This is a genomic window from Gillisia lutea (assembly GCF_021568705.1).
Lineage (GTDB): Bacteria > Bacteroidota > Bacteroidia > Flavobacteriales > Flavobacteriaceae > Gillisia > Gillisia lutea.
The window spans coordinates 367,404-393,285 of record NZ_JAKGTH010000006.1 but is presented as its reverse complement, the minus strand read 5'-3'; the positions used below and the strand labels follow the sequence as shown (position 1 = coordinate 393,285).

At 36.1% G+C, this 25,882-nt stretch carries 22 protein-coding genes and 1 tRNA gene; 10 read left to right on the top strand and 13 right to left on the bottom strand.

What is annotated here, in order from left to right; all coding sequences use genetic code 11:
* Window positions 1-155: 155 nt before the first annotated feature.
* The gene (locus tag L1I30_RS01765; protein ID WP_236132529.1) at window positions 156-1,328 is read right to left on the bottom strand and encodes a metallophosphoesterase; all 1,173 of its coding nucleotides are present in this window, start codon (window positions 1,326-1,328) and stop codon (window positions 156-158) included.
* A 216-nt stretch (window positions 1,329-1,544) separates the two neighbouring features.
* Here L1I30_RS01765 and L1I30_RS01760 point away from each other — a divergent pair, with 216 nt between their 5' ends.
* Together L1I30_RS01760 and L1I30_RS01755 are read left to right on the top strand one after the other, a co-directional pair.
* Window positions 1,545-2,363 (top strand): sensor histidine kinase, encoded by an 819-nt coding sequence (locus L1I30_RS01760; protein ID WP_236132528.1) that lies wholly within the window; start codon window positions 1,545-1,547, stop codon window positions 2,361-2,363.
* Window positions 2,360-3,061, top strand: coding sequence for a LytR/AlgR family response regulator transcription factor (locus tag L1I30_RS01755; protein ID WP_236132527.1), 702 nt, complete (start codon window positions 2,360-2,362; stop codon window positions 3,059-3,061). The genes L1I30_RS01760 and L1I30_RS01755 overlap by 4 nt, the downstream gene beginning before the upstream one ends.
* A gap of 25 nt (window positions 3,062-3,086) precedes the next feature.
* On the opposite strand, the gene L1I30_RS01750 is transcribed toward L1I30_RS01755, so the two are convergent.
* The 11 genes from L1I30_RS01750 to L1I30_RS01700 all read right to left on the bottom strand — a co-directional run bounded on the left by L1I30_RS01750 (window position 3,087) and on the right by L1I30_RS01700 (window position 15,557).
* Window positions 3,087-3,371, bottom strand: a complete 285-nt coding sequence (locus L1I30_RS01750) for a hypothetical protein (protein ID WP_236132526.1) — start codon at window positions 3,369-3,371, stop codon at window positions 3,087-3,089.
* A 169-nt stretch (window positions 3,372-3,540) separates the two neighbouring features.
* Entirely contained in the window at window positions 3,541-4,140 is a 600-nt protein-coding gene (locus tag L1I30_RS01745) for a DUF6624 domain-containing protein (protein ID WP_236132525.1), read from the bottom strand.
* A 108-nt stretch (window positions 4,141-4,248) separates the two neighbouring features.
* Window positions 4,249-5,433 (bottom strand): acetate/propionate family kinase, encoded by a 1,185-nt coding sequence (locus tag L1I30_RS01740; RefSeq protein ID WP_236132524.1) that lies wholly within the window; start codon window positions 5,431-5,433, stop codon window positions 4,249-4,251.
* A gap of 14 nt (window positions 5,434-5,447) precedes the next feature.
* On the bottom strand, window positions 5,448-7,556 hold the full coding sequence (pta, locus tag L1I30_RS01735) for a phosphate acetyltransferase (protein ID WP_236132523.1): 2,109 nt from the start codon (window positions 7,554-7,556) through the stop codon (window positions 5,448-5,450).
* 387 nt (window positions 7,557-7,943) lie between these two features.
* Window positions 7,944-8,189 carry a biotin/lipoyl-containing protein gene (locus L1I30_RS01730; RefSeq protein WP_236132522.1) on the bottom strand — a complete coding sequence of 82 codons (246 nt, stop codon included), beginning with the start codon at window positions 8,187-8,189 and terminating at the stop codon, window positions 7,944-7,946.
* Between the two features lie 2 nt (window positions 8,190-8,191).
* Window positions 8,192-9,217: an alpha-ketoacid dehydrogenase subunit beta gene (locus tag L1I30_RS01725; protein ID WP_236132521.1), complete on the bottom strand. Its 1,026-nt coding sequence runs from the start codon at window positions 9,215-9,217 to the stop codon at window positions 8,192-8,194.
* A 33-nt stretch (window positions 9,218-9,250) separates the two neighbouring features.
* Window positions 9,251-10,240: a thiamine pyrophosphate-dependent dehydrogenase E1 component subunit alpha gene (locus tag L1I30_RS01720; RefSeq protein WP_236132520.1), complete on the bottom strand. Its 990-nt coding sequence runs from the start codon at window positions 10,238-10,240 to the stop codon at window positions 9,251-9,253.
* A 217-nt stretch (window positions 10,241-10,457) separates the two neighbouring features.
* On the bottom strand, window positions 10,458-12,659 hold the full coding sequence (locus L1I30_RS01715; RefSeq protein ID WP_236132519.1) for a PepSY domain-containing protein: 2,202 nt from the start codon (window positions 12,657-12,659) through the stop codon (window positions 10,458-10,460).
* Between the two features lie 11 nt (window positions 12,660-12,670).
* A complete protein-coding gene (locus L1I30_RS01710) occupies window positions 12,671-13,156 on the bottom strand; it encodes a DUF2271 domain-containing protein (RefSeq protein ID WP_236132518.1) in 486 nt (161 codons plus the stop codon).
* 1 nt (window position 13,157) lies between these two features.
* Window positions 13,158-14,648, bottom strand: coding sequence for an ankyrin repeat domain-containing protein (locus L1I30_RS01705; RefSeq protein WP_236132517.1), 1,491 nt, complete (start codon window positions 14,646-14,648; stop codon window positions 13,158-13,160).
* 6 nt (window positions 14,649-14,654) lie between these two features.
* The gene (locus L1I30_RS01700) at window positions 14,655-15,557 is read right to left on the bottom strand and encodes a DUF6607 family protein (RefSeq protein WP_236132516.1); all 903 of its coding nucleotides are present in this window, start codon (window positions 15,555-15,557) and stop codon (window positions 14,655-14,657) included.
* A 110-nt stretch (window positions 15,558-15,667) separates the two neighbouring features.
* On the opposite strand from L1I30_RS01700, the gene L1I30_RS01695 reads away from it, so the two are divergent.
* Entirely contained in the window at window positions 15,668-17,794 is a 2,127-nt protein-coding gene (locus L1I30_RS01695) for a TonB-dependent receptor plug domain-containing protein (RefSeq protein WP_236132515.1), read from the top strand.
* A 10-nt stretch (window positions 17,795-17,804) separates the two neighbouring features.
* Window positions 17,805-19,223 carry an HmuY family protein gene (locus L1I30_RS01690; RefSeq protein WP_236132514.1) on the top strand — a complete coding sequence of 473 codons (1,419 nt, stop codon included), beginning with the start codon at window positions 17,805-17,807 and terminating at the stop codon, window positions 19,221-19,223.
* Window positions 19,224-19,427: 204 nt separating this feature from the next.
* On the opposite strand, the gene L1I30_RS01685 is transcribed toward L1I30_RS01690, so the two are convergent.
* Window positions 19,428-19,509 (bottom strand) — tRNA-Leu (locus L1I30_RS01685).
* 260 nt (window positions 19,510-19,769) lie between these two features.
* Between L1I30_RS01685 and L1I30_RS01680 the strand changes: the two genes are divergently transcribed.
* The 6 genes from L1I30_RS01680 (at window position 19,770) to serS (ending at window position 25,811) form a co-directional block, all read left to right on the top strand.
* Window positions 19,770-20,711: a ribose-phosphate pyrophosphokinase gene (locus L1I30_RS01680; protein WP_236132513.1), complete on the top strand. Its 942-nt coding sequence runs from the start codon at window positions 19,770-19,772 to the stop codon at window positions 20,709-20,711.
* Window positions 20,712-20,877: 166 nt separating this feature from the next.
* Window positions 20,878-21,516, top strand: a complete 639-nt coding sequence (locus tag L1I30_RS01675; RefSeq protein WP_236132512.1) for a 50S ribosomal protein L25/general stress protein Ctc — start codon at window positions 20,878-20,880, stop codon at window positions 21,514-21,516.
* Window positions 21,517-21,603: 87 nt separating this feature from the next.
* The gene (gene pth / locus L1I30_RS01670) at window positions 21,604-22,230 is read left to right on the top strand and encodes an aminoacyl-tRNA hydrolase (RefSeq protein ID WP_236132511.1); all 627 of its coding nucleotides are present in this window, start codon (window positions 21,604-21,606) and stop codon (window positions 22,228-22,230) included.
* A gap of 7 nt (window positions 22,231-22,237) precedes the next feature.
* Window positions 22,238-23,176: a bifunctional riboflavin kinase/FAD synthetase gene (locus L1I30_RS01665; RefSeq protein WP_236132510.1), complete on the top strand. Its 939-nt coding sequence runs from the start codon at window positions 22,238-22,240 to the stop codon at window positions 23,174-23,176.
* Window positions 23,166-24,485, top strand: a complete 1,320-nt coding sequence (locus L1I30_RS01660; protein ID WP_236132509.1) for an HTTM domain-containing protein — start codon at window positions 23,166-23,168, stop codon at window positions 24,483-24,485. The genes L1I30_RS01665 and L1I30_RS01660 overlap by 11 nt, the downstream gene beginning before the upstream one ends.
* Window positions 24,486-24,539: 54 nt before the next feature.
* The gene (gene serS / locus L1I30_RS01655) at window positions 24,540-25,811 is read left to right on the top strand and encodes a serine--tRNA ligase (protein WP_236132508.1); all 1,272 of its coding nucleotides are present in this window, start codon (window positions 24,540-24,542) and stop codon (window positions 25,809-25,811) included.
* Window positions 25,812-25,882: the final 71 nt, after the last annotated feature.

Sequence of the window (25,882 nt, the reverse complement as noted above, 5' to 3'; positions counted from 1 at the left end):
ATATATCATTCACTAAGTAATGATGGCTACAGTCTCGTATATCCATAAATGTTGGTAGTGAAGATAAGGATTTGTTAGTTTAGGTTTTGATGCTTGATCTACAAATTTTCTTTTAGCTGAATGGCCACAGGTGAGAATATGCTATGTTGAATTAATTATAACTTCAATTTTTCTCCCTTATCTAAAACTCTATAGTAATCATCTCCTGAAATGAACAGTCCTTCAGAACCATAATCCGGCCAGTTCTTATGGTAATCATTAGAATGTTTAACATCTATACCAAATACCTTCCCGTTATAGAATTTTTTCACTTTATATTGCAGGGTATGCCCTACGATGACTGTTTTCGCGTTAAACTTCTTTAACGGTCGCTCAATTTCATCCTGATTCAGGTCTTCTTTAAAATAACCCCGATACCAGCTAATACCTGTTTTAGATGAGATTAGTAATTCCTTTTCATCCTTATTCACTTTTGGATATGGTGCCGTATAATACGTTGATCTTAAATAATCATTAATTTGTTGAAGCGACATGTTTAGTTCTGCAATATCGGGATGAAGCCCACCATGCACGAATATATTTCCATTTATGGATTCGATGGTATTTTTACTTGATAACCAATTTCCCAGGACTGATTTTTTACCATACAGGCCGGCCTGTGTTTTGCCTAGCATAGAAGCGACAAAAGTATATTTTAAAGAAGATGCTTCGTAATCGCCATACATGTTCTTTAATTCATGATTCCCTATGATGAAATGAACATTACCTCCCTGTTTCCTGGCTTCCTGTTCTAATTTGTAAATAAACCATAATACCTGGGTGGTAGAAAAGCCTCTGTCTACAAAATCACCCACCAGCACCAGGTGGTTTTTTCCGAAACTCCAGTGTAGTTTTTTATCGATTACTTTATTACTTATTAAAAAATCTCGAAACGACTTAAAACCGCTTTCTATATCAGAAATGGCTAAAATCTTATTTTCATCATTATAAACACTTTTTGGAGATTCAAAATGGGTATCGATATTAAAATCGAACGAAGTTGAGTCTAAAGGGAAAAATACTTTTGCGGGAATAGATTCTTCTGCAGCGTATTCCTTTTCATCTAAGTAGAAACCATCTTCTTTATTTCCTTTAATATACTTGACCAGTAAAGTACTATCATTTTTATAAAATGCATAAGGTCCTTCGCCGTCAAAATTAAGACGTGTGGGATTATGCCCATAACTTAGTTGTGCCCCATGATAAAGTCCAATGGGAACTGCAATTAAGAGTATTACTAAAAAGGTTAAACTTAGATGCTTTAAGTATCTGAAAAATCTAGCTTTCATTGTGAATTATATTAGGTTGATGTTCTTCTGAAAGCAAATATTAACTTCAAACTACCGATATTTAAATATTTGTGATGAAGAGTTCAATGTTGGAGATGTAAACACTAAATGTGTATATAAAGCCAGTACGTCCCTATTTATTAGACATTCAAACGTTATTATAAGTCCTTGGTCACTATTTTTAAGCGCTTACTTATAATCTGAGTATTTTGCAGTATGAATTTTACATTAAATAGTAATATTTGGTTACTTATCAAGATCATAGTTTTTTTAACTATTGTAATACCACTTGGTATAACCACCTATCAAATAGTATTTCTAGGCAAAGAATCAATAGTTTTTCTCGAAGGCTACCCTTCGGCTTTAGGTTTCACCATCATTGTCTATTATCTCTTATTATTAATTTTAGGCTTTATCTGGCTTGTGGTTCAGTTAAAGTCGATAGTAAGCTTAAAAAATGAAAAGAAAAGAAACGAGCTATTGCATCTACAGAGTCAGGTAAACCCACATTTCTTTTTTAATATGCTAAACAACCTTTATGGGATGGTAGGAAAAGACGCCGAAACGGCTAAAAGCCTTATTTTAAAACTATCAGGCTTGATGCGCTATAGTATTTACGAAGGTGAAAAAAATCAGGTTACATTGAGTGAGGAAATAAGTTATTTAGAGAACTTTATCGAATTGAATAAAATACGTTATCATAAACAAATCGATATACAGTTTGACGTCTATGTGGAAAATGAAAATGAAAAAGTACTGCCTTTAATGTTTATTATTTTATTGGAAAATGCTTTTAAACATGGTGTTGAAAATCTTACAGAAAATGCGTTTATTCATATTAAACTTAGTTCTTATGAGAAAATACTCAATTTTGAAATTAGTAATAACTTTGATATAAATGAACTACCTGAAAAGAATGGAATTGGGATCAAAAATTTGAAGCGACGGCTGGAATTAGTCTATTCTAATAAACATGCTCTTGAACTTTCACAGGAAGATTCGGTTTTTAAAGCATTTTTACAATTAAAGAAATGAGCAAATACCTGATTATAGATGATGAGCATATGGCTCATGAAATTATAAAAGATTATTGCGATTTAATCCCAGATTTAGTTCTGGCGAAGCGTTGTTATGATGCCTTAGAAGCCTTGGAATATTTAAGAAAGAATTCGGTCGATTTGATTTTTTTAGATTTAAATATGCCAAAACTTAAGGGTTTTGATTTTTTAAGGTCTTTACCTAATTCTCCTAAAGTCATTGTGACAACGGCCTATAAGGAATTTGCTGTGGAAGGATATGAACTAGAGATCACAGATTATCTTTTAAAGCCATTTAGTTTTGAACGATTTTTAAGAGCAGTAAATAAAGCATTACAGGAAGAGCAAAAACAAACATCAATTGTTGAGCATGAAGTCAATCCTAAATTAGGGTTCATTTTTCTCTACTCAGATAAAAAGCATATCCAGATAAAGTTGGATGACATTCTATATGTTGAAGCAGCAGGAAATTATTCAAAAGTAATTTTGAAAGGAAACCAATTATTGGTGCGGTCGAAAATTTCAGATATGGTGGAAAAATTAAACGATGAGCGATTTATACGTGTGCACAAATCATTTATCGTTGCCAGGAAGAACATATTGAGTATTGAAGGAAACAGAATTTTAGTAGCTGACTGGCATATTCCAATTGGAAAGTTTTATAAATCACAAGTAGATAGTCTTCTAAAAGCCTAACCTTTCAATATGAGCTGTAAATTTTCTAGCTTCCACTTATGGGACTTCCGAATATTCCTACAGCGAGTTCTGCCCATAATAGCAGGAGGATGCAAAGAATGAATATGGATAAGAGGATACGGTATTTGGTGGTTTTTATTTTATTCATCATGAAATGAATAGTAAGTCCCGTGCTAAAAAGTAAGATAGCGGCAACAATAAAATCAAATAGCGACCATTGAACTTCATTCGTAAACTGCATGGCGATTAATGGAATGAGCAGTAAGAAGATGATCACGGAAATAATTATAGTTAACCTGGATTTTTTCATATTAAAAAGGGGAATGAGTTATGACATATTTGAAACAAGTTCGTTTATAATGTCTCTTCAAGTATCAGGATAATGATTGGAATTTATCAGACTTCATTAGTTAAATTATCGAGAATTTAAATTACTAAAATAAAGTTGATTTCCGTGAGATAATGTCTGTGGAATATTTTTATTTTATCCACCCTACTAATTTCCTCCACTCATTAATTTCCTGTTCTCTTTGTTTAAGATTGGTAGGTGGAAATTGACTTTCATTTTCTGCCCGTTTTCTAATAATTAAGGTTTGTTCTTCAAGGGTATTGAGGCCAAGAGATTTTCTTCTTTGATTAACTTTAGCTAGATCGTCAATTTCATTCGGACTTAATTTCCCGGTTTTGTCCCAGTCAAATTGAGTTCCATACAGCTGTTTTTTTCCTTCAAATACCGCAATTCGATCTGTTAGATAAGCTAGATTCGTTGCTTCTGCTTTATTTTCAAGTACAGCTTTTTTTAATAGTTCAGCACATTTTTTCATAAAAGCAGGCTGTGCAATTGAATGTTGTATTACAAACCAGGCTGCTTCACTTGCTTCTTTACCAACTTTATCAACTGTTGGATAGCCTGCGGTTTCAATAATATCATTCAATAACTTCGCATTTAGGTTATGCAGCTTTTCCATTTCTTTAGTATATCCTTCACCTAGTTTTCCCTCATTAATAAGTTTGCTCCTCAGTTTTAGGTCGGCATTTCTCAAATCAATTATTTTTATAGCTAGGCTTTTATAATCCATTCGGTAGCATGTTGTTAAAAATTTTCATTCTTATGTTCTGAAGGTTAATTATATCTAATAACGTCGTCGTGGTGAACCTAATACTTCAAAGATTTGAAAGAGAGTAAATTAAGAAAGTAACTTAAAGGCCTGCTTCGCTATTTCCAGCTCTTCATTGGTAGGAACCACCAGTATTTTTACTTTAGATGAGGAGGTATTGATTTCTCGTAAACCTTTAGATTTTTCATCATTTTTCACCTCATCAAGATTAATTCCGAAGGTATCCATCTCCCTACATACCAGTTTTCGTATTGTACTGGAATTTTCCCCAATTCCCGCGGTAAAAATAATGGCATCTAAACCGTTCATGGCTGCAATATAAGCCCCAATGTATTTTTTAATTCGATATGCATTCATTTCTAAAGCTAGGATACATTTTGTGTTTCCTTTTTCAGCTTCGGCCTCTATATCTCTTAAATCACTATACCCGGTAAGTCCCAACATGCCACTTTCATTAGTAAGCATACTATTAACTTTTTCCAGACTATACCCTAGATTATTCACTAAATAGAATATAATTGAATGATCTATATCACCACTTCGCGATCCCATTATAAGTCCGTTAGAAGGCGTAAAACCCATACTGTGGTCTATGCTTTTTCCATTTAATACAGCTGTCATGCTACACCCATTACCTAAATGAATAGAAATTATTTTAGATTTTTTCAATTCCAGAAAATCAATAGCTTTTTCAGAAACATATTTATGACTTGTCCCATGAAAACCATAAACCTGAAGATTATTTTCTTTGTAGAAATTATTGGGAATAGCATATTTTTTGGCTTTTTCAGGGAGAGTTTGATGAAAGGCGGTATCGAAAACTGCTATTTGTTTTGCGGAAGGAAAAAGTTGTTCGGCCACAAGAATTCCTATAAGGTTATTAGGGTTGTGTAAAGGTGCAAGGGCAGCACAGTCTTGTATCTCTTGTTTTACTTTGGAATTAATTAGAGTGATATTTGAAAATGAATTTCCACCATGGACCACACGGTGACCAACCACTTCAATCTCGTTTGTATTTTTTATCACTCCTTTCTCTACGTGGAGTAGGAGTTCAACAATTTTTTGTAATGCTTCTTTATGCGTGTTTAATCTTTCTGTTTGCTGAAAATCGAAGAGATTCGTTTTATATTTAAGTACAGCATCTTCGTGACCAATACGTTCTACCAACCCACTACACATTAACGCTTCAGAAGGCATTTGTATTAACTGAAATTTTATAGAAGAACTTCCAGAGTTTAGTATTAATATATTCATATATGCTCGTTTGTTTAAATAGTTTGTGCCTGAATCGCAGTAACTATAACAGTATTAAAAATATCACTTACGGTGCAGCCTCTACTCAAATCGTTTACGGGTTTTTTTAAGCCCTGAATAATAGGGCCAATGGCCAATGCCTTAGTTTCTCGTTGAACTGCTTTGTAGGTGTTGTTTCCGGTATTTAGATCGGGAAAAATAAAGACATTGGCTTGTCCTGCAACTTCTGAATTTGGAAGCTTTAGTTTGCCTACATTCATATCGACCGCCGCATCATATTGAATAGGACCTTCCACTTTAAGATCAGGTCTTTTATTTCTTACAAATTGTGTTGCTGTTCTAACTCTCTCGACATCTTCTCCTACGCCCGAAGCTCCTGATGAATACGATAACATTGCAATCTTAGGTTCAATCCCAAAAGCTAAACTTGTGGCTGCCGAAGAAATAGCTATTTCAGCTAGTTGCTCTGCTGTGGGATTAGGGTTAATTGCACAATCGCCATACACAGAAACACGATCTTCCAATAGCATAAAAAATACAGATGAAACAATAGAGGCTCCAGGTTGGGTTTTTATAAATTGAAGCGCTGGAAGAATGGTGTGCTGAGTGGTATGAACGGCTCCAGAAACCATCCCATCTGCATCACCCTTATAAACCATCATGGTACCAAAATAGGATACATCCTCCATTAAATCTTTAGCCATCGCAAGATTAACATTTTTATGTTTCCTAAGCTCAAAGAGGGTTTTTGCATATGATTCGAAATGAACAGATTCAACCGGGTTTATGATATTTATATTATTCAAATCCAAACCTATATCTAGCGCTGCAATTTTTTCTTCGATCTGTACTTTATCTCCAAGAAGTGTGATGTTTACTGCATCTAGATCGGTTAACTGTTTGGTTGCTCGTAAAATTCGTTCATCCAGCCCTTCAGGTAAAACAATATGTTTTTTTATGGATTTTGCCTGTTTCAATAAGTTATATTGAAACATTCTTGGGGTAATTCCATTTGTTTTGAACGTGATGAGGCGTTCTATAAGAGCATCCACTTTCACATACTTTTCAAAGTCGTTAATGGAAGTAGTTATCTTTTGTGTATTCTCGGCATAAATTTGCGATTTTATGGCTCCAATACAATTCGTCACCGAAAATGTTCCTCCTTTTACTGAAATAATTGGAACAATGTCTGATAAGCCTTGTATTAGTTTAATTATTGAATCTTCCGGCATTAGCCCCCCGGTAAGTACAATGCCAGATATTGAAGGATAATTTTCTGAAATATTTGCTTGTAGGGCCCCAAGGATAATATCAGCCCTGTCACCAGGTGTAATCACCAAACCATTTTCTTTTAAATGGGTAAGATAGTTGCGTAATTGCATAGCGCCAACGCTAAAATAACCGGCTTGATTATTAATATAGTCTTCTCCAAAAAGTATCTTGGCGTCCAAGGCATCTACTATTTCCTTAATAGACGGAGTTGCCAAAACAGGATTTAGTGGAATAGCGTTTACAATTACTGCGGAAGGAAGATGCTCCTCCAATTCGGAAACCACTAAAGCTTGGTTTTCTGGTTCTACTTTGTTAGCGATAACAGCTAATACTTTAACACCTTTATCTTTAAAAGAATCAAAAGCCATTTGTAAGTTCCCTACAAGTTCGTCCAATGTTTTGCCAATGCCACTGTCTAAAATAATTGCTGGAACATTCAAATTTTTGGCTATTAAAACATTAATGTCAAATTCTATAATAGAGCCTTCACCAACAAAACTGGTGCCTTCTACCAAAACAAAATCAAAACGCTCTTCAATAGCTTTATACTTTTCGATAATTTTGCTGATGATTTCTTCATCTTTATTATCATTTTTCATTTTAATAACTTCGCTTCGGGTAAAAGCATAAGCATCTTTAAACTTTATATCTAAATTGAAATACGTAGAGACAGTGTTTATATGATTATCGATTTCTCCCGGTTTGAAGTCGTCAATTATAGGTCTAAAATATCCTACTTTAGCAGCCTTTCCTAATAGTGCTTGCATCAGTCCTAAAGAGATAATCGACTTACCACTATTGGGTTGGGTTGTGGCAATATAGATGGCTTTGTTGGTTGGTTTATTACTCATAAACTTTATAACTATATTTTGATAATATTTGAGGGGGTTCTACTAAGATAGTAGTATCTCCTCATAAAGCAATAGGTTGTTTCATAATCTCTGGATTATGTGGAATAATTTTTATCCAAAGATGAATAGAAAATTTATGGAGGGCTCAAAATGGTTTTTATGGGATAGGTTTTTTTGATTATATAAATTGGCTACAACAAGATCTAACCTGTCTACACGTTCAACATTTTACATTCCTGTTAACTTTTTTGGGTATTGATTTCTTGGATTTTTAATCCTTCGGCTTAGCCATATGCAAAGGTTTGATTCACTTTTACAGTCCATTGACTTCCGGAATGAAATTATCTTTAGGCCTGTGCCTGAAATAGCTTATTTTTTGGATTAAAATTAGCTTGCTTCGGCCAAAGCTATAACCTCGCCAACTTTCGCTGTTTCACCTCTTTTTACTTTTATTTCTGAAAGTTTTCCTGAAAAAGGAGCCTCTACTTCGAATGCAACTTTTTCGGTCTGTACTTCAACGAGCGTATCTCCTTTTTCAAAATTATCACCAGGTTCTTTATACCAGAGGACTATAGAACTTTCGGTTCCTTCTCCCAATTCTTTAGGAAGTACTATTTCTTTTAATTTAGGCATACTTAAACTATTAGCATATTTTTTACGGTATCGACAATATCCTTTACATCGGGAATCACAAACTTTTCCATCACGCGACTATAAGGAATGGGAACATCAGGAGTTGCAATTCGTACTACTGGGGCTTTAAGATGATGAAAACCTTCGGAAGCAACTATTGCACTTATTTCGGCAGTGATTCCGTAGGAATAATAATCTTCATCAACCACAACTAAACGTCCTGTTTTTTCAACCGATTTTAAAATAGTTTCTTTATCAATGGGTTTTATTGAGCGGAGATCAATAACCTCGGCATCAATTCCTAAATCGGTCAATTCCTTAGCTGCTTCCAATGCCTTTACTGTCATCATTTGCACACCAACAATAGTCACATCTTTTCCCGTTTTTACAACATTAGCCTTATTTAAAGGAATTGTATAGGTCTCTTCCGGAACGGGCCCTAAAGAAGCATCTATTTGATCCATCCATCCTAATCCTTGCAGCGTTTTGTGAAACATGAAAATCACAGGATTGTCGTCGCGTATCGCAGCAATCAACATTCCTTTTATATCGTTTGGAAATGTAGGTGCTACTACTTTCAATCCAGGCAAATGCCCAAAACTGGCATACAGGGTTTGAGAGTGTTGCGCAGCATCGCTATAACCACCACCAACAGCCGTTAAAAGAACGATTGGTAATTTTACATTTCCACCACTCATATAAGGTATTTTGGCAATATGGTTATAAATTTGATCCATAACCACCCCGTGAAAATCTACAAACATTAACTCCACAATGGGGCGTAAGCCTTCGGCAGCAGCCCCAACTGCAGCTCCTATAAATCCTGTTTCCGAAATGGGGGTGTCCATAATTCGTTCTCCTCCATATTTATCAAATAATCCAGTGGTTGAGCCAAATATTCCACCATATTTTCCCACATCTTCACCCATTACAAAGATGCTATCATCTCTATCCATTTCCTGGTCTAAAGCCTGAATCATAGCTTTACTTCCAGTTAATTTTTTAATTTTATCTTTAGTTGTTTCCATTTTAATGTTTTTTTAGATTTTCTTTCTGTACAGCTAATAAAACACATCCTCTAAGGCTTCTTCTGGCTTTGGATATTCACTCTGAATTGCAAATTCAAAAGCACTATCTACTTCAGTATAAATTTCATTTTCAAGTGTCTTAATCTCTTCTGTAGTTGAAAGATCTTCTTTCAGCAAATATTCCTTTAACCGGTTAATGGGATCTTTCGCCCTTAAACTTGGAACTTCTTCCTTATTGCGATATAATTCAGGATCGCCCTGAAAATGGCCAAGGAAACGATATGTTTTAATCTCTATGATAGATGGGCCTTTGCCTTTTCTTGCTCGTGCTACAGCTTCCTTGCTAACTTTATACATTTCAATAGGATCATTGTCATTTACCAAATATCCTTTAATGCCATAGCTTGAAGCCCGTAAATCGTTAGAAGGAATACTAGTAGAAGCTTTTTGCGCAACCGAAATTCCCCAAGAATTATCCTCTACTACCAATATAAAAGGCAAGTTCCATAAGGCAGCCAGATTTAAGGATTCGTGAAAAGCTCCCGAATTTGCGGCACCTTCACCTATAAAGGCAACGGCAATATCGGTCGTCTCTTTTTTCTTGTTCGCTAATGCAGCTCCTACGGCATGAGGAATTCCAGCACCAACAATACCACCGCAAGAAAATTTTACATTAGGATCAAATAAATGCATATGCCCTCCTTTCCCTTTGCTTAGACCTGTCTTTTTTCCGTAGATTTCGGCAGCCATTTTTTTCAAATCTACCCCTTTTGCAATGGCCTCATGATGCGGACGGTGCGTAGCTGTGACTGTATCGTTGTTTGTTAGATGGACAATAATTCCTGCTGCGGATGGCTCCTGTCCATTAGATAAATGCATTTCTCCAGGGATAGCACCCGCTCCAATGTTAAATATTGGTTGTTTGCCTTCTAAGTAAGCTTTTTCTATTCTCTCTTCGAAATACCTTGACTTTTTCATAGCACGGTACATCCATAAAAGGTCTTTTATATCAATGTGATCCATAACGTGAAATTTTAGAACGTAAATCTAATAATGATGTAAAGCCTATAAAATGACATTAATCATTTTATAGGCTTTACCTGAATGTATAATTTTTGGTTTAACTCTAAGGAAGGAGTGGTCTCAAGGGATTTACCTTTGTTGCGATAGATGAAAATAAAAATCCAGTAAAAATAATTGAGCTAAAAGCATTTCAAAAAGAAGCGATAACAAATCATAGTTAATAGCAATCTATCTTCAATTGCTTATTAAGATCCAGATCGCCCAATGTCAGATTTGAAGTTTCTTCAAGAATATTGTCGATAACCTTTATTACGCCATTCTGCATGTTAATGGAGCCGCAAATCATGATTACTGCACCATTTTCAATAGCATTGACTAAAAATTCCCGATTTTTCAAAAGTAGATCCTGCACATAGATTTGTTCTCCTTCCCTGGAAAAAGCATTTTCAAAACTTTCAATTTTTTTCTTTGTTAGAGCATCTTTAGCATACGAGTTATATATATTGAAAGACTGCGCACTCCTTCCACCCCAAAATAAGTGAATGGAAGTATTCTTGTTATTTTGTATCATTCCCAGAAAGGGGGCAATTCCCGTTCCGTTACTTATCATTATAACTGTTGGTGCTTTAGAAGGAAAGTGGAATTTTGTGTTTTTTTCGATGGTGCCATCGATGATCTGACCTTTTTTCAATAATCCCAAATAGTTAGAACATTTACCAAATTCATGTTTTTTTATGCTCAATAAAATAGAACCATCAATCTTGGCAATAGAATATAATCTTTCCCGTCTGGCATTAGGAGGTGTGAACCCTATAAGATCACCTGATTTAAATTTAGTGTGTTTATGTGGTTTTAATTTTAAAAGAAAAGTATTGTCAATATTCACTTCGGATATGTCAAGGACTTTAAATTTTACGGTTCTTTTTCTGCTGATAATATCGGAATCTAACAGCACTAAATGAACTGGAATATTATTCTTGGCTCCCCAATTATTTGCCCAGCCTCTAAATTGTTCAAAAGATTGTTCGTTGATCTTTGTAAGTTCCATGATCGACTTAAAAGATGAATGAGCTTTCAGTTCTTTCTGAATATCTTCCGCATAACTACAATAGTTAGGATAGAGCATAGATCCAAAACCTACCACGGTACAATCAACAGGATTTTTAGGTTCAACCTGTTTAAACTTCTTTAAAAACTTTGTTGCCGAAGCCGGAGCATCTCCATCGCCATATGTAGCGGTGAAAATGATTATATGTTTAGCGTTATTATAAGTAGAATATTCATTAAGACTTGAAAGATGTACAAGTTTATCATGGCTTTCCAGGCTTTTACTAAAACGGTAAGCAAAATCAAAAGTTTTTCCGGTTTCTGATCCCACTAGAATAATGTATTCGGCTTCATCTTTATCTGCAGTTGTGGTGAGTTTGGGTTTCTTTTTGACCAGCGACTTTAAAGTCATTGCAAACCCAGAATACATAAAAAAAAGAATGCTCCCGCTGGAAATAAATAAGATTATTGCCCAAATTGGATTTCCTTCACCAGTATGTAATTGCATACTTAGCATAGAGGCAAGTTGCACGAAGGGATATTTTTGCTCGCTTACAATTTCGCCCGTGAATTGATGGATAAGAATTTCTCTGTTAGCTAACTGAATCTGGTAAAAATCTTCAGGGTCTTCAGAAAAGGGAAAAACGATTTTTCTAACCTCATTAAGATGTATTTTTTTCAGCCCCGGAAAATCCGAAAGTTCTGCTGCTTCAAATTCATCATAATTATTTTCCTTCCAAGTATGTTGAATAGAATAAGAAGGTGTTAATTCAAATTTTTCAGCAGAGAGAAAAACACCTGTAGCCGATATAATGATAATTGGCATTAAAAACCACCTTCCCAGAATTACGTGATAACGCTGCTCAAAATTCCTTTCTTTTATTTTACCGAAAAGCTTTAACCAACCACCTTGTCGCTTGATGAGTAAAATTAAGCCTGTTATTGCTATTAAGCATAGGAGAAAAGAAACAATTCCTACAAAGATTCTACCTGTACTTTTTAAAAAAAGAGAACGGTGAAAATTAGTCATGAAATTGAAGAAAGTAGCCCGGTCCTCTACCGTTCCTAACTCCGAAAGGTCGTTTGGATCTATATAAATAGTTTTACTTTCAAAATCTTCAGTAAGAATGGAAGCCACAACATAGTTTGAAGGAGTGATTTCTAATTCCAGTACTTCCATGTACTTCGATTTTAACCCGGATATGGTTTGGGTTATAGAAATCTCATTTAGGCCTTCTATACTATAATCCTTGGTCGCGTTTGAGACAGGTTCTACTGCCAGGATCGTTCCTGTTACTGCAGCAAGTAATAAAAATATAGAAGAAGATACGGCCAGTATTAAATGGCTGTATCTCCAAATAGACCTAATCATAAAACCCTGATTTATTGTGGCATCATTCGCACGTATCGAATAAAGCCATTTCCTTCCACTTTACTTTTGATACTTTCTGAAGTAAGCTCAAACTGAACATCTTGTTTATGATATGCCTTATCTTCTACTGAAGTCTCAAACCTGATGCTATATCCCGCATCGATCTTTTCAGTTGGAATTTGAAGCAGTATAATGCTACGCTCACCTCCTGCGATCGTTTCTCCGGTAATAGCATCAATATTAGGGCGATACTTACCGTAAAATTTCCACCATTCGGGAATATCGCTATACCATTCACTATCCTCGCCTTGAACGTAGAGCGTTTTTTCATATTTGCCTTCAGGATTAATAAGGGAGGTTATAATGTACGCTCCTTCTCCGGAGTAATTGATTAGTTGAACCATACATTTTACAGGAGTAGTTTCAACTTTATTAAAAGCAACTATTCCAAGAAAAACCAAGGTGGCAATGGGTATAAATTTCAATAGAGATTTCATCTTATTTCAAAAAATTTAATTCGACTTTGTTTTTCGCCAGTATCTCATTTTCGCTGGCCAGTTGGTAGACGCTTTCTCCAAAATCGGTGTTTATACTAATGTCGGCACCTTCTGATATAAGATACTTTAGAATTTCATCATTTTCGGTTTTCATTGCTGCTAAGTGTAATGGGGTTAATCCATCATCATTTTTGGTATTGATATCTACATCCAACCCTGAAAGTTCTTTAAGTAGCTCTAAATTATTGGCTTTAGCGGCTATATGGTACAGATTGTTTCCCTCCATCTGCGCTGCGTTTAAACGAATATCATGTTCCTGCAACCATGCCAACTTTTTATTGAAATCACTAGAAACTTTTCCGGAAATGAATAGATAATAGGCCAGGTTATTTCCCGAGTTATCTGTAAGCTGGGTATTCGCACCTTTTTCAAATAAAAAATTAACCACACTTGGCTCATTATAACGCATAGCCATCATCAGGGCTGTTTGACCATCATTGTTGGTATGGTCAATTTCATCTACATATTTCGCCAGGAGCTGAACATTTTCTAGAGAGTTTCTAGTTGCGGCATTTAAAAATGGCGTATTTCCTTCTTCATCTTTTTGGACAGCGCTTGCTCCATTCTTCAAAAAGAAATTAAGAATTTCTTCGTCTCCAGAATAGGCAACGCGATGTAAAGCAGTGGAACCGGTATTGGTTACTGCTGCCGCATCAAGACCATGTTCTTTCAAAAATTTATATACTTCGATAGAATTGCTATGACCCCGACTGCCCTGTGCAGCAAACAAAAAGGCATTTCCTCCTTCATTATTGGGTTGTTTATAATTAACTCCCTTCTCTATTAATTGCTGAAGTAATTTAATGTTCCCATTTCTGGCTACGTAATTAAAGATTCCGTTTCCGGCATTATCGGTACTATTAAGTTTTATTCCTTTAGAAAGAAAATAATCTAACTCTGAAGCATCTTTTAAGTAGGGTGCAATAAGTAAAAGTGCATTGGCTCCGTCTTCATTGGTGTCTTCAGAAATTATAGTGCCATACTCTTCGAAGATCTCATAGATTTCTTTATTGGTCTGTCCGGTTGAAGCCGCGAAAGTAAGTGGCGTATTGCCATGAGTATCCTTAACATCAAGTTTTGATCCTTTGTCAAGCAATTTTTTCATTGTTTTTACATCATTCCCGTAAGCAGCCCAGAACAGGTAGGTTCTACCATCATGAGTTCGTTTTTCGACTTTGTTTCCTTCAAAAGAAAGCAGATAATCGATCACTTCTTCTTTTTCGTTTTCGAGGAGCGCATACACAACCGGATCGAAAGCGTTGGAATTTAATTGGGTAGGATCGTTTCCTTTCTCCACTTCTGTCTGAACGGTTTCAAGATCAGGTTGCTTCTGCCAGAAATCGCGCTCGAGTAATATGTTTTCCTGAGCAGTTAAACTAGTAACTGAGAGGAACACTATTAATTGTAAAACAGTATTTGTAAAATATTTCATTCTAAATTATTTTACAAATGAACTAATTATCTCTTCGATCTTTTCTTCGGAACTATATTCCTCCTCGAAAAGATATTTATAAAGAGGGGAGTTATTAACTTTCTCCTCTAGGATAAGGTTTTCGTCACGGCTAAAAACATCTTCCCATTTGTTGCGAACCATTGCCCATTTTTCTTCGTTTTGCTTCCACCAGTCAGCTGCTGCCTGGCAACGGCTATCCTCTACTTTTTTATAAACATTATACCCCTTTTCTTGTGCCAGTACAAAATCTTCCTCTCCATTCTTTCTAATTACCTTTTTATTATCCTGATCATGAACCCAACCAAAAGGCGTGATTTCGTGACGGTTTCCTCTAATTGTTACATTATAATCACTTCGAGTTGTATATTCTCTTCTTGGTAGCGGTGCCGGAGTAGTATTTTCCCAATAGCTCTTTCCATCTACATGCACCCAGGTAGCAGATCCTTCGTATCTAGGACTGTCATCTACCTGATATACCTTTTGTGTCCATTGTCCTTCAACTTCTTCTTCAGGCTTTAGCACATAATCCCATTTATTATCTCCATCATACATATAAAACTCTTCATTTTCATAAAGCCAGTCCTGTCTCCAGTGTTTTACAATGTATGGTTTTGCAGGGTCTCCAACCTGTAGTAAATGCTGAATGGAGATATTTTCATCGTCATCAGTTATAAGCTGTGCCCATTCAAGTCCTCCTGTAATCTTATTATCTGAAGGCTTATATAATGAATCTTTTGAGTAATTGAAGGTTTCTGAGAAATTGAAACTTACTTCATAACATCCGCACATCTTTTTGATGGCTTCTGCATCTTTCTCTTTTTTGGTTTGGGCACTAATTAATGTGGTGGTTAAAAGTGCAATGAGTAGCGTGTAGAATTTTGTTGACATATTTAAGAAATTAATATTTGTTTCAAAAATAGTTATTTTTATTTATTCTAAATAATAATAATATATATATTTGTTCCTTATCAAGAATAAGTCTAAATAAAATTAACGTATTGAAAATTTATACTCCTCTTTTGTTTTTCCTAGGTATTACAGTTGTTTCGGCTCAGCAAAAGCCAAAAGACAGTCTAATTGTCGATCAGTTAGATGAAGTGGTAGTAACGGGCCAGTACGATAAACAAAGTATTGATAAATCGGTTTTTGAAGTCAAAGTGATTTCAAGAAAAACCATAGATCAGCTAGCGGCCAATAACCTGGCCGATGTACTTAATCAAAGTCTTAATATCAATATAATGCCCAACCCTTCTACAGGAAAAAGCGGGGTCGAGCTTTTTGGATTAGATTCTCAATACTTCAAGATTCTGGTAGATGGTATCCCATTAATTAATGATGAAGGCCTGGGGAATAACACCGATTTAACCCAAATTAATCTAGACGATATAGAGCAGGTTGAGATAGTAGAAGGAGCTATGGGAGTTCAATATGGTTCGAATGCGGTTTCCGGAATTATAAATATTATCACCAAAAAAGCTTCAGATCATAAATGGCAAATTACACCTTATTTTCAGGAAGAATCCATTGGTAATGAATATGGGTGGTTTGATAAAGGGCGACACATTCAGTCTATAAGGATTGGACATAACTTTAGTAATAAGTTTTATGCCAACGCTACATATACACGAAATGAATTTACAGGTCTCCTCGCCGATAGGGAAGGAAAAAACCATCAATTAAATGATGGGGAAAGAGGTTATGAATGGTTGCCGAAATTGCAGAATAATATTAAAACACTATTCAGATATCGAAAGAATAGTTTTTCAGCGTTTTACCGGTTTGAATATTTTGATGAACTCACTAAAAAATACAACCCTGAAGTTCGAACTAATCTAAATCCGGCTACACAAACAACCAACCCAACTGCTAGTGACGAGGCATTCTTTTCAGAACGATTTTACCATCATCTTAGTCTGAGTGGAAAAGTATTTAAAAAAGCCAATTATCAGGCTTCTTTCTCTTATCAGGAACAAAAGCGAAATGTAGAAACTTATACATATCGTATCAAAACTAGAGAAGAGCTGAATAATCAGAATTTTGAATATGAATCTCGCCAAGGACTTTATTCTCGGGGAAGCCTCAATAATCTATTCAAAAATGACTGGTTCAGTTCTCAAATAGGTTACGAGCTTAGTAATATTAATGGATATTCCTCTTTTCTCGCGGGGGATTATGATTCAGATAATATTGAAAGAAGGCTCGAATCTTATGATGTCTTTACTTCTGCTGAATTGAAAATAAGCGATAAATTTTCCCTTCGCCCCGGTTTTAGAGCTATGTTCTCTTCCAAGTTTGATACACAAGGCGCTTATACCCTTAGTTCGGTTTACAGGTTTGAGAATGGATATTCACTAAGAGCAAACTTAGGAAGTTCTCCCAGAAATCCGAACTACGACGAGTTATTCACCTATTTTGTAGATGTGAATCATGATGTACAGGGCAACCCGAATATCAACCCAGAACGTGGGAGTTCGGCTTTTCTCCACCTTAAAAAAACCTTTTGGTTCGATGATTATAACTGGAAGATGAACAGTAAACTTTCTGGATGGTTTCTTTCAGTAGACGACCGTATTGAATTGAGCATAGTGAACCAGAGTCCGCTCGCCTATAAATATTTGAACATAGATAGTTTTAAAAACTGGGGATTGTCTTATGCTAATGATATTTCTATACGCAACCTGAATCTTGGTGTGGGAATTTCTTTTTCGGGAGAGAGTAAAGAGCTGATTAGCCAAACAGGCTATAATGACGATTACCTGTATGGCTTCCAGCTTAATGGGAACTTATCTTATTCTGTTCCTAAATGGAGCTCGGTATTTTCAATCTTTTTTAAGCATAATGGTCCGGAATATCAGTTCATTCAAGGGCAAAATGAAGATAACGATGTGGTCTTTATAAAAGGGAAGCGTGGCGCATATAGCTGGATGGATGCCACGGTAAAAAAAACGTTCCAGGATACAAACCTAGAGATAAGTTTAGGAGCTAGAAATATTTTAAATGTCACAAATGTTACTAATACTAGTACAGGTGCTGATGGAGTACATTCAGGAACCCCGGCTAACAGCGTTATTCTGGGCTATGGAAGATCTTATTTTTTAAAACTTTTATACAACCTTAATTTTTAATTGATCAATTATGAAAAAAACTATCTACTTATTCACTGCAATTTCCATGTTCCTTTTAGGAGCTTGTAGTTCAGATGACAATGCAATAATACAAGAAGATTTTGTAGTCGCTTTTGAAAATCCTTCGCTCAGTTTTGCTGCTGAAGAGGAGACGAAAGATGTCAATCTTATATTTTCAAGGCCGGCTTCTCAGGACGGAACGGTAACTGTGGGATACACCGCTACCAATGCTATTTATGGAGAAGATGAAGATTTTGTCACACTTCCAAATGCTGTAGATGGTGAAATTTTCATAGATTTTTTTGCAGGTGATGAGGGAGCCAGCTTTAACTTTACCAAACTTAAGGATGCTATTGAAGGAACTGAAAAAATGATCACATTCAATATTCAGTCAATAAGCATTGAAGATGCTTATGTGAGCGGAAACACCACGGTACAGGTAACCTTTGAAGAGACTGCAGCGCTTGGAGGGACCAATGCACCCGAAGTAGGTGGTGTAAATCAACCAAACCAAGTATACATCGATCTTAGTGCACAGAAATCGATGATTATAAATAGAGAGGCTTGGGATCTTGGATTTTACAGTGGTGATGATTTTAGAGTAATCATTAACGGGTCTCTTTATATGGCTGCTGCCGAACTTGAAGCAACTAATATCGACCTTATAACCGCAGCCGATGTTGCCGAGCTTCAGTCTCAGGTTGCTGTAGGAACTTTTGATGCTGCAAATGCTAAGTACGTAGACACTCCCGATGGAAACTTAGAGGGTACAGCAATTAAAAAGATTTCTGCAGAAGAGATAGAAAATAAAGTATACCTGATTAATCTTGGCTATGAAGTTGGAACGGAAACAGCTGAAACCGGAGCCGTGGATATTACCGATGAGCCAAGAGGTTGGATGAAAATTAGAGTGCTTAGATCAGACAATGGCTATACATTACAATATGCGCCCTTAGATTCAGATTCTCATAGTGAGGTGAATATTAGTAAAGATGCTACATATAATTTTCAATATTTCAGTCTTGTGGAGGAAAAAGAGGTGGTAGCTCAGCCTAAACAGGGAGAATGGGATCTTCTCTTTACGGTATTCACTAATGAAATCCCGGGCTTCGGTTCTTATGGATATGCCGATTTTATAGTAACTAACCGTTTGGATGGAGTAAAATCTTATCAGGTAGAAAGTGAAACTATCGCTTATTCTGAATTCACTTCGGAAAATGTAGATACGTCTTTGTTCGAAGAAGATCAGCGCGCTATTGGAAGTAAGTGGAGAAACGGCGGAGGGCCGGGAACATTGCCTTCTCTAAAAGAGAATATTTATTTTGTGGTGAAAGATCCGGCTGGAAATAATTATAAATTAAAGTTTACTTCTCTTCTTGATGAAGATGGAATGCGTGGATATCCCTCGTTTGAATATGCATTGCTTTAATGATTGAATTGTACTTAAAAGGGCTATCTCACTAAAATAGACAGCCCTTTTAAATTTATACCTATAAAAGTGTGAGGTTAATACAGTTTATGTGGCCTTCATGTGTTTTAAATTGCGCTTTATCATAAAAAATTTCAAAGCAAATAAAATAAAAAACCCTATAAACAAGCTTGTTTATAGGGTTTAATTTTAATATTTAAAATGTACTCGAGGCGGGAATCGAACCCGCACTCCCGAAAGAACTGGATTTTGAATCCAGCGCGTCTACCAATTCCGCCACTCGAGCTTAAGGAGAGCGCAAAATTATAAAAAATATCTTGTTCCCAAAGAGATTTTTTTATTTTTTATTCTTTATTGACTAGGGGAGATACGCGTATTTTAATTAATCTTTTTAAAACGGCGCAATTAATTGATAATTAGCAAATTGAAAATCATGTAGCTTGTTTAACTTTAGTGCATATAAGTAGGCTAAGGGATGGAATTAATTTTTAAATTTGCTGGCAACTTAACAAAACCACAATAACAACACTCAAAACACAACACAACATGCCGAATGTAATTCCCGAAGCTAAAATTTTCTCCTGTTCACAAAGTAGGGAGCTAGCCCTTAAAATAGCCAAATCATTTGGAATACCCCTTGGAAATGTAATAACCAGTACGTATAGCGATGGAGAATTTCAACCTTCCTTTGAAGAATCTGTGCGAGGCTCTCGTGTTTTTATTATAGGTTCTACACATCCCGGTGCCGATCACCTTATGGAAATGTTATTAATGCTTGATGCTGCAAAAAGAGCCTCTGCCCGTCATATCACTGCAGTACTACCTTATTTTGGGTGGGCTCGTCAGGATAGAAAAGATAAACCCAGAGTTCCTATTGCAGCAAAAATGGTTGCAAGTATCCTGGAAACCGCAGGAGCCACAAGAATTATTACGATGGATCTTCATGCCGATCAAATTCAAGGGTTTTTCGAAAAACCGGTAGATCATCTTTTTGCTTCAACAGTCTTTCTTCCTTATTTAAGAAGTTTGAATTTAGAGAATCTAACCATTGCCTCACCAGATATGGGTGGGTCTAAGCGAGCCTATGCTTACTCTAAAACATTAGAAAGCGATGTGGTTATTTGTTATAAGCAAAGAGCCAAGGCTAACGTAATTTCGCATATGGAGCTAATTGGAGATGTAACCGGAAAGAATGTTATCCTGGTTGATGATATGGTAGATACCGCTGGAACCTTAACAAAAGCAGCCGATGTCATGATGGAAAAAGGAGCTTTAAGTGTTCGAGCAATTTGTACCCACCCTGTCTTGTCCGGGGAAGCTTATGAGCGTATAGAAAAATCTCAGCTAATGGAACTGATCGTTACCGATTCTATTCCGCTTAAAAAAGAAAGTAAGAAAATTAAAGTGGTTAGCTGTGCCGAACTTTTTGCAGATGTTATGAAAAGCGTTCATTACAACAGGTCTATCAGTTCTAAATTTATCATGTAGTAATAGCAGGGGTTTAAAAATGGGGTAAAAGAGGTCCTTATAAGCCTTATTTTATAATACTTACATACTTGTAATAGGTGGGATTAAAAAACCTTCAAATATTTATATAACAGGGTTTTAAAAGAATAAAAAAAAGTCGCACCTTTGCAGCCTAAAATTTTTTAAAATGAAATCAATAACGATCAACGGATCTAAAAGAGAAAGCGTAGGCAAAAAAGCAACAAAAGCCTTACGTAATGCTGGACAGGTTCCTTGCGTATTATACGGAGGGGGAGAACCATTACACTTTGCAGCAGACGAAATTGCATTCAAAGATTTGGTTTATACGCCAGATGTGCATACAGTATCTATCGAATTGGGTGGAGGAGAAAAGTTTAATGCTGTTCTTCAGGATATCCAATTTCACCCTGTAACTGATGCTATCCTTCACATGGATTTCTATCAAATATTTGATGATAAAGAAATCACTATGGAAATTCCTGTACATACTGTAGGTACTGCACGTGGGGTAAAAAATGGTGGGGTATTACGCTACAACTTACGTCGTTTAAAAGTGAAAGGTCTTCCTGGAAACTTGCCAGACTTTATTGAAGCTGATGTAACTGCTCTTAAAATTGGTAACAAATTATATGTTACAGCACTAGAGAGTGAAGATTACACTATCCAACATCCTGAGAACACTGTTGTATGTCAAGTGAAAACTTCACGTAACATAATTGCAGATACTGAAGATGATGAAGATGAAGTAGCACCAGGAGATGTTCCGGCTACAGAAACTGATGATGTTGCTGCAGTAAAAGAATAAATTTTCTTTTCATAAAATTAAAAGCATTCCACTCCGATAGTTTTCGGAAACTGGGATGCTTTTTTTATTTTTACGAAAATTAATTCCATGCTGGCATTCTTCGGAAGATTATTAAGTAAAAAACATCCACAGGAAGAAATAGATCCTATGAAAAAATTTTTGATTGTTGGTTTGGGAAATATCGGCCCAAAATATCACAATACCAGGCATAATATTGGGTTTAAAATACTAGATTATGTGGCAGATAAAGAAGGGGTTGCATTTTCAACAGATAAACTGGGCGATATTGCTACCTTCAGATTTAAGGGCCGTACTTTTATTATGTTAAAACCTAGTACTTATATGAATTTAAGTGGGAAAGCTGTAAAGTACTGGCTTGCTAAAGAAAAAGTTCCGCATGAGAATCTCTTAGTAATTACAGACGATCTAAATTTGTCTTTTGGAACCATTCGTGTGAAGACCAAAGGTAGTGATGGAGGGCATAACGGACTGAAGGATATTCAGGCTCAGTTAAATACAAGTAGCTACAACCGTTACAGGTTTGGAATAAGTGATGAGTTCTCTAAAGGGAACCAGGTGGATTATGTGTTGGGAGACTGGACTTCAGAAGAGGAAAGTAAAATGCCGGAGCGCTTGGAGAAATCGCATGAGCTAATAAAATCCTTTGGAACTGCCGGAATTAATATTACAATGAATACTTTTAACGGAAAATAATTCTCTCTTGAAAGAACATAAAGGAGCATATGCTTTTAACAGTGAAAATCCAACGGTAATAACCATTGGTACTTTTGATGGAGTACATGCCGGCCATCAAAAAATAATAGAAAAACTTGTTGCTACTGCAAAAATGAGCAATATGGAGTCGGCAATACTTACGTTCTTTCCTCACCCACGTATGGTATTGCAAAAAGACACCAATATCAAGCTTATAAATACCATAGAAGAAAGAAGACAAATCCTGGAGGCCTCAGGAATAGACCATCTTATTATCCATCCTTTTACACAACAGTTCTCTCGTCTTTCTGCATTAGAATTCGTTAGAGATATTCTCGTACATAAATTAAAGGCCAAAAAGATCATTATAGGTTACGATCATCGCTTCGGAAGAAATAGAACGGCCGACATTAATACACTAAAAGAATTTGGAGAACAATTCGATTTTGAAGTGGAAGAAATTAGTCCCCAAGAAATTGCTGAAGTAGCAGTAAGTTCTACAAAAATTAGAAAAGCCTTGGAAGAAGGAAAAGTTGAAAAAGCCAATAGCTACCTGCAACATCCTTTCACACTTACCGGAAAGGTAGTTAAAGGCAAAGGTTTGGGAAAAGGTTTTGGTTATCCTACCGCTAATCTTGAAATTGCTGAAAGTTATAAGTTAATCCCCAAGAATGGAGTATATGTGGTTCGTTCGATAATAAATGAAATTCCTTATTTCGGCATGATGAACATTGGAACCAATCCAACCGTGGGAGGGAAAGATAGAACTATAGAAACCTATTTCTTTATGCTGGATATGGATCTCTACGGAATAGATCTTCAAATAGAGTTGCTTACAAGAATTCGAGACGAGGTAAATTTTGAATCGGTAGATGCATTAAAGATTGCGATGAAACAAGATGAAGCTTTTTCAATTCAATACGTAAAAGATAACTATGCTGAATAAGTGGTTGTACACCCGTATAGATAATAGTGCTCTGGTAGTATTTAGAGTCATTTTCGGGTTATTAATCGCTATTGAAGCCTTTGGAGCTATTGCTTCAGGTTGGATCGAGCGTACTTTAATCGAGCCACAGCAAACATTCAACTTTATTGGCTTTGATTTTCTGCAACCCTTGCCTGGAAATGGCATGTTATACTACTATGCTGTCATGGGTATATTTGGTATAATGGTCATGCTGGGGTTTAAGTATAGGCTAAGTATTCTGGCTTATGCTATAATGTGGGCCGGAGTTTACCTTATGCAAAAGACGTCTTATAACAATCATTATTATTTATTAATGTTGTTATGCTTTGTGATGTTCTTATTACCTGCCCATAGAGCGGCGTCTGTCGATGCCTGGAGAAACCCGTCACTTAGGGCGATTTCTATGCCAAGATGGGTTTGGTTGTTCATTGTTATTCAAATGTGGATAGTATATACGTATGCTTCCGCAGCTAAATTATATCCAGACTGGTGGGATGGAAGCTTTCCTACAGTATTAATGAAATCGAAACAAGGCTACTGGTTGGTGGGAAAATTGCTGCAAATGCCTTGGGCGCACTTAAGTATTGCCTGGTTTGGCTTTTTCTTCGACCTTTTAATTATTCCTATGCTGCTTTGGAAGCGTACCCGCCTTGGAGCTTTTTTAGCAGCCATTTTCTTTCATTTATTTAATAGCTTTATTTTTCATATCGGGATCTTTCCCTATCTCTCTCTGGCATTTATCCTGTTCTTTTTCCCGAGTAAAAACATCAATAAATGGTTCTTAAGAAGTAAAAAGGAGTTTTACGATAAAAAGGAAGTTGTTGTTCCTTCTGCGCATAAACTCATTTCGGGAATGCTCATCTTATGGTTAATAATACAAGTAATGTTACCCGTTAGGCATTGGTTTTATCAGGATGATGTGCTATGGACAGAAGAGGGACATAGATTAAGTTGGAGAATGATGTTGAGGGCAAAAAGTGGACGGACCCATTTTAAAGTAGTTGAAAAAGGAACTTCTGATACTATTTATATAGATAAGAATAAATATCTAAGCCGAAAGCAACGGGGTGCAGTTAGCTCTAAGCCCGATCTTATATGGCAGTTTTCACAGCGATTGAAAAAGGAATATGCTGCACAGGGAAAAGAGGTAGAGGTGTATGTAGATTCTAAAGTGAGTGTGAACGGGAGGCCATATGAACGTTTTATAGACCCTAAAGTAGATCTTGGCAACGAGAAATGGCATCATTTTAAACATCATTCCTGGATTTTACCTTCTCAATTAGACTGAAAATTTTAAAGGCTTTTGCTACATTTGTTCCCTTATTAAAAATTTTAAGGCCTTATGTTACAAGTAAGCAATATCCGAGCGAATAAAGAGGTGTATATCGCCGCTTTCAAAAAGAGAAACTTTGAAGCTGAAACTATCTTGAACGATGTTTTAAGCTTAGATGAATCCCGTCGTTCCACGCAATCGCAATTAGATGAAACTTTGGCCGAATCTAATCAACTTTCCAAGGAGATTGGAATGTTGTTCAAGACCGGTGAAACTCAAAAGGCCGGGATCTTGAAAGAAAAGACTGCCAGACTTAAAGAGAGTTCAAAACTTCTTTCAGAAGAATTAAATACTATAACTGCAAAGCTAGATGCACTTTTATATACCATACCAAATGTGCCTCATCAGTCTGTTCCTGCGGGAGTAAATGAAGAGGATAATGAAGAAGTATTTAAAGAAGGAGAAATTCCGGTCTTGGCAGAAGGATCGCTTCCACATTGGGAGTTGGCTAAGAAATACGATATTATAGATTTTGAGCTTGGAAACAAAGTTACCGGAGCAGGATTTCCTGTATATAAAGGCAAAGGAGCCAGATTGCAACGTGCTCTAATTACCTACTTTTTGAATAAAGCTGCAGAAGCAGGCTATACCGAATATCAGTTGCCGTTATTGGTAAATGAAGCTTCAGGAATTGCTACGGGGCAGTTACCGGATAAGGAAGGACAGATGTATCATGTTACCGAAGATGATCTCTACCTTATTCCTACCGCTGAGGTGCCAATGACCAACCTTTTTAGGGACAGGATGTTAACCGAAAGTGATTTTCCGATAACCTGTACCGGGTATACCCCATGTTTTAGAAGGGAAGCGGGATCGTATGGTGCACATGTTCGAGGATTGAACAGATTGCATCAATTTGATAAAGTTGAATTGGTGAGAATTGAAAAACCAGAAAATTCTTTTGAAGCTTTAGATGGGATGGTAGATCATATTAAAGGGATTTTGCGAGATCTTAAATTGCCTTATAGAATCCTTAGATTATGTGGAGGCGATCTGGGTTTCACCTCAGCATTGACCTTCGATTTTGAAGTATTCTCTACTGCGCAGGACAGATGGTTGGAAATTAGTTCAGTATCAAACTTTGAGACTTTCCAGGCAAATCGCTTAAAGTTAAGATATAAAGATAAAGATGGAAACAAGCACTTAGTTCATACACTTAACGGAAGTGCCCTGGCATTGCCAAGAGTGCTTGCGGGAATTTTAGAAAATTATCAAACTCCTGAAGGAATCATGATTCCGGAAGTGCTGGTGCCATTAACAGGTTTCGATCGCATAGATTAAGTTTATAAGCCTGATAAGCCAAGGCTTTTTAATAAATGTAAATTCACTACAAACAACGCATTTTGTTATCT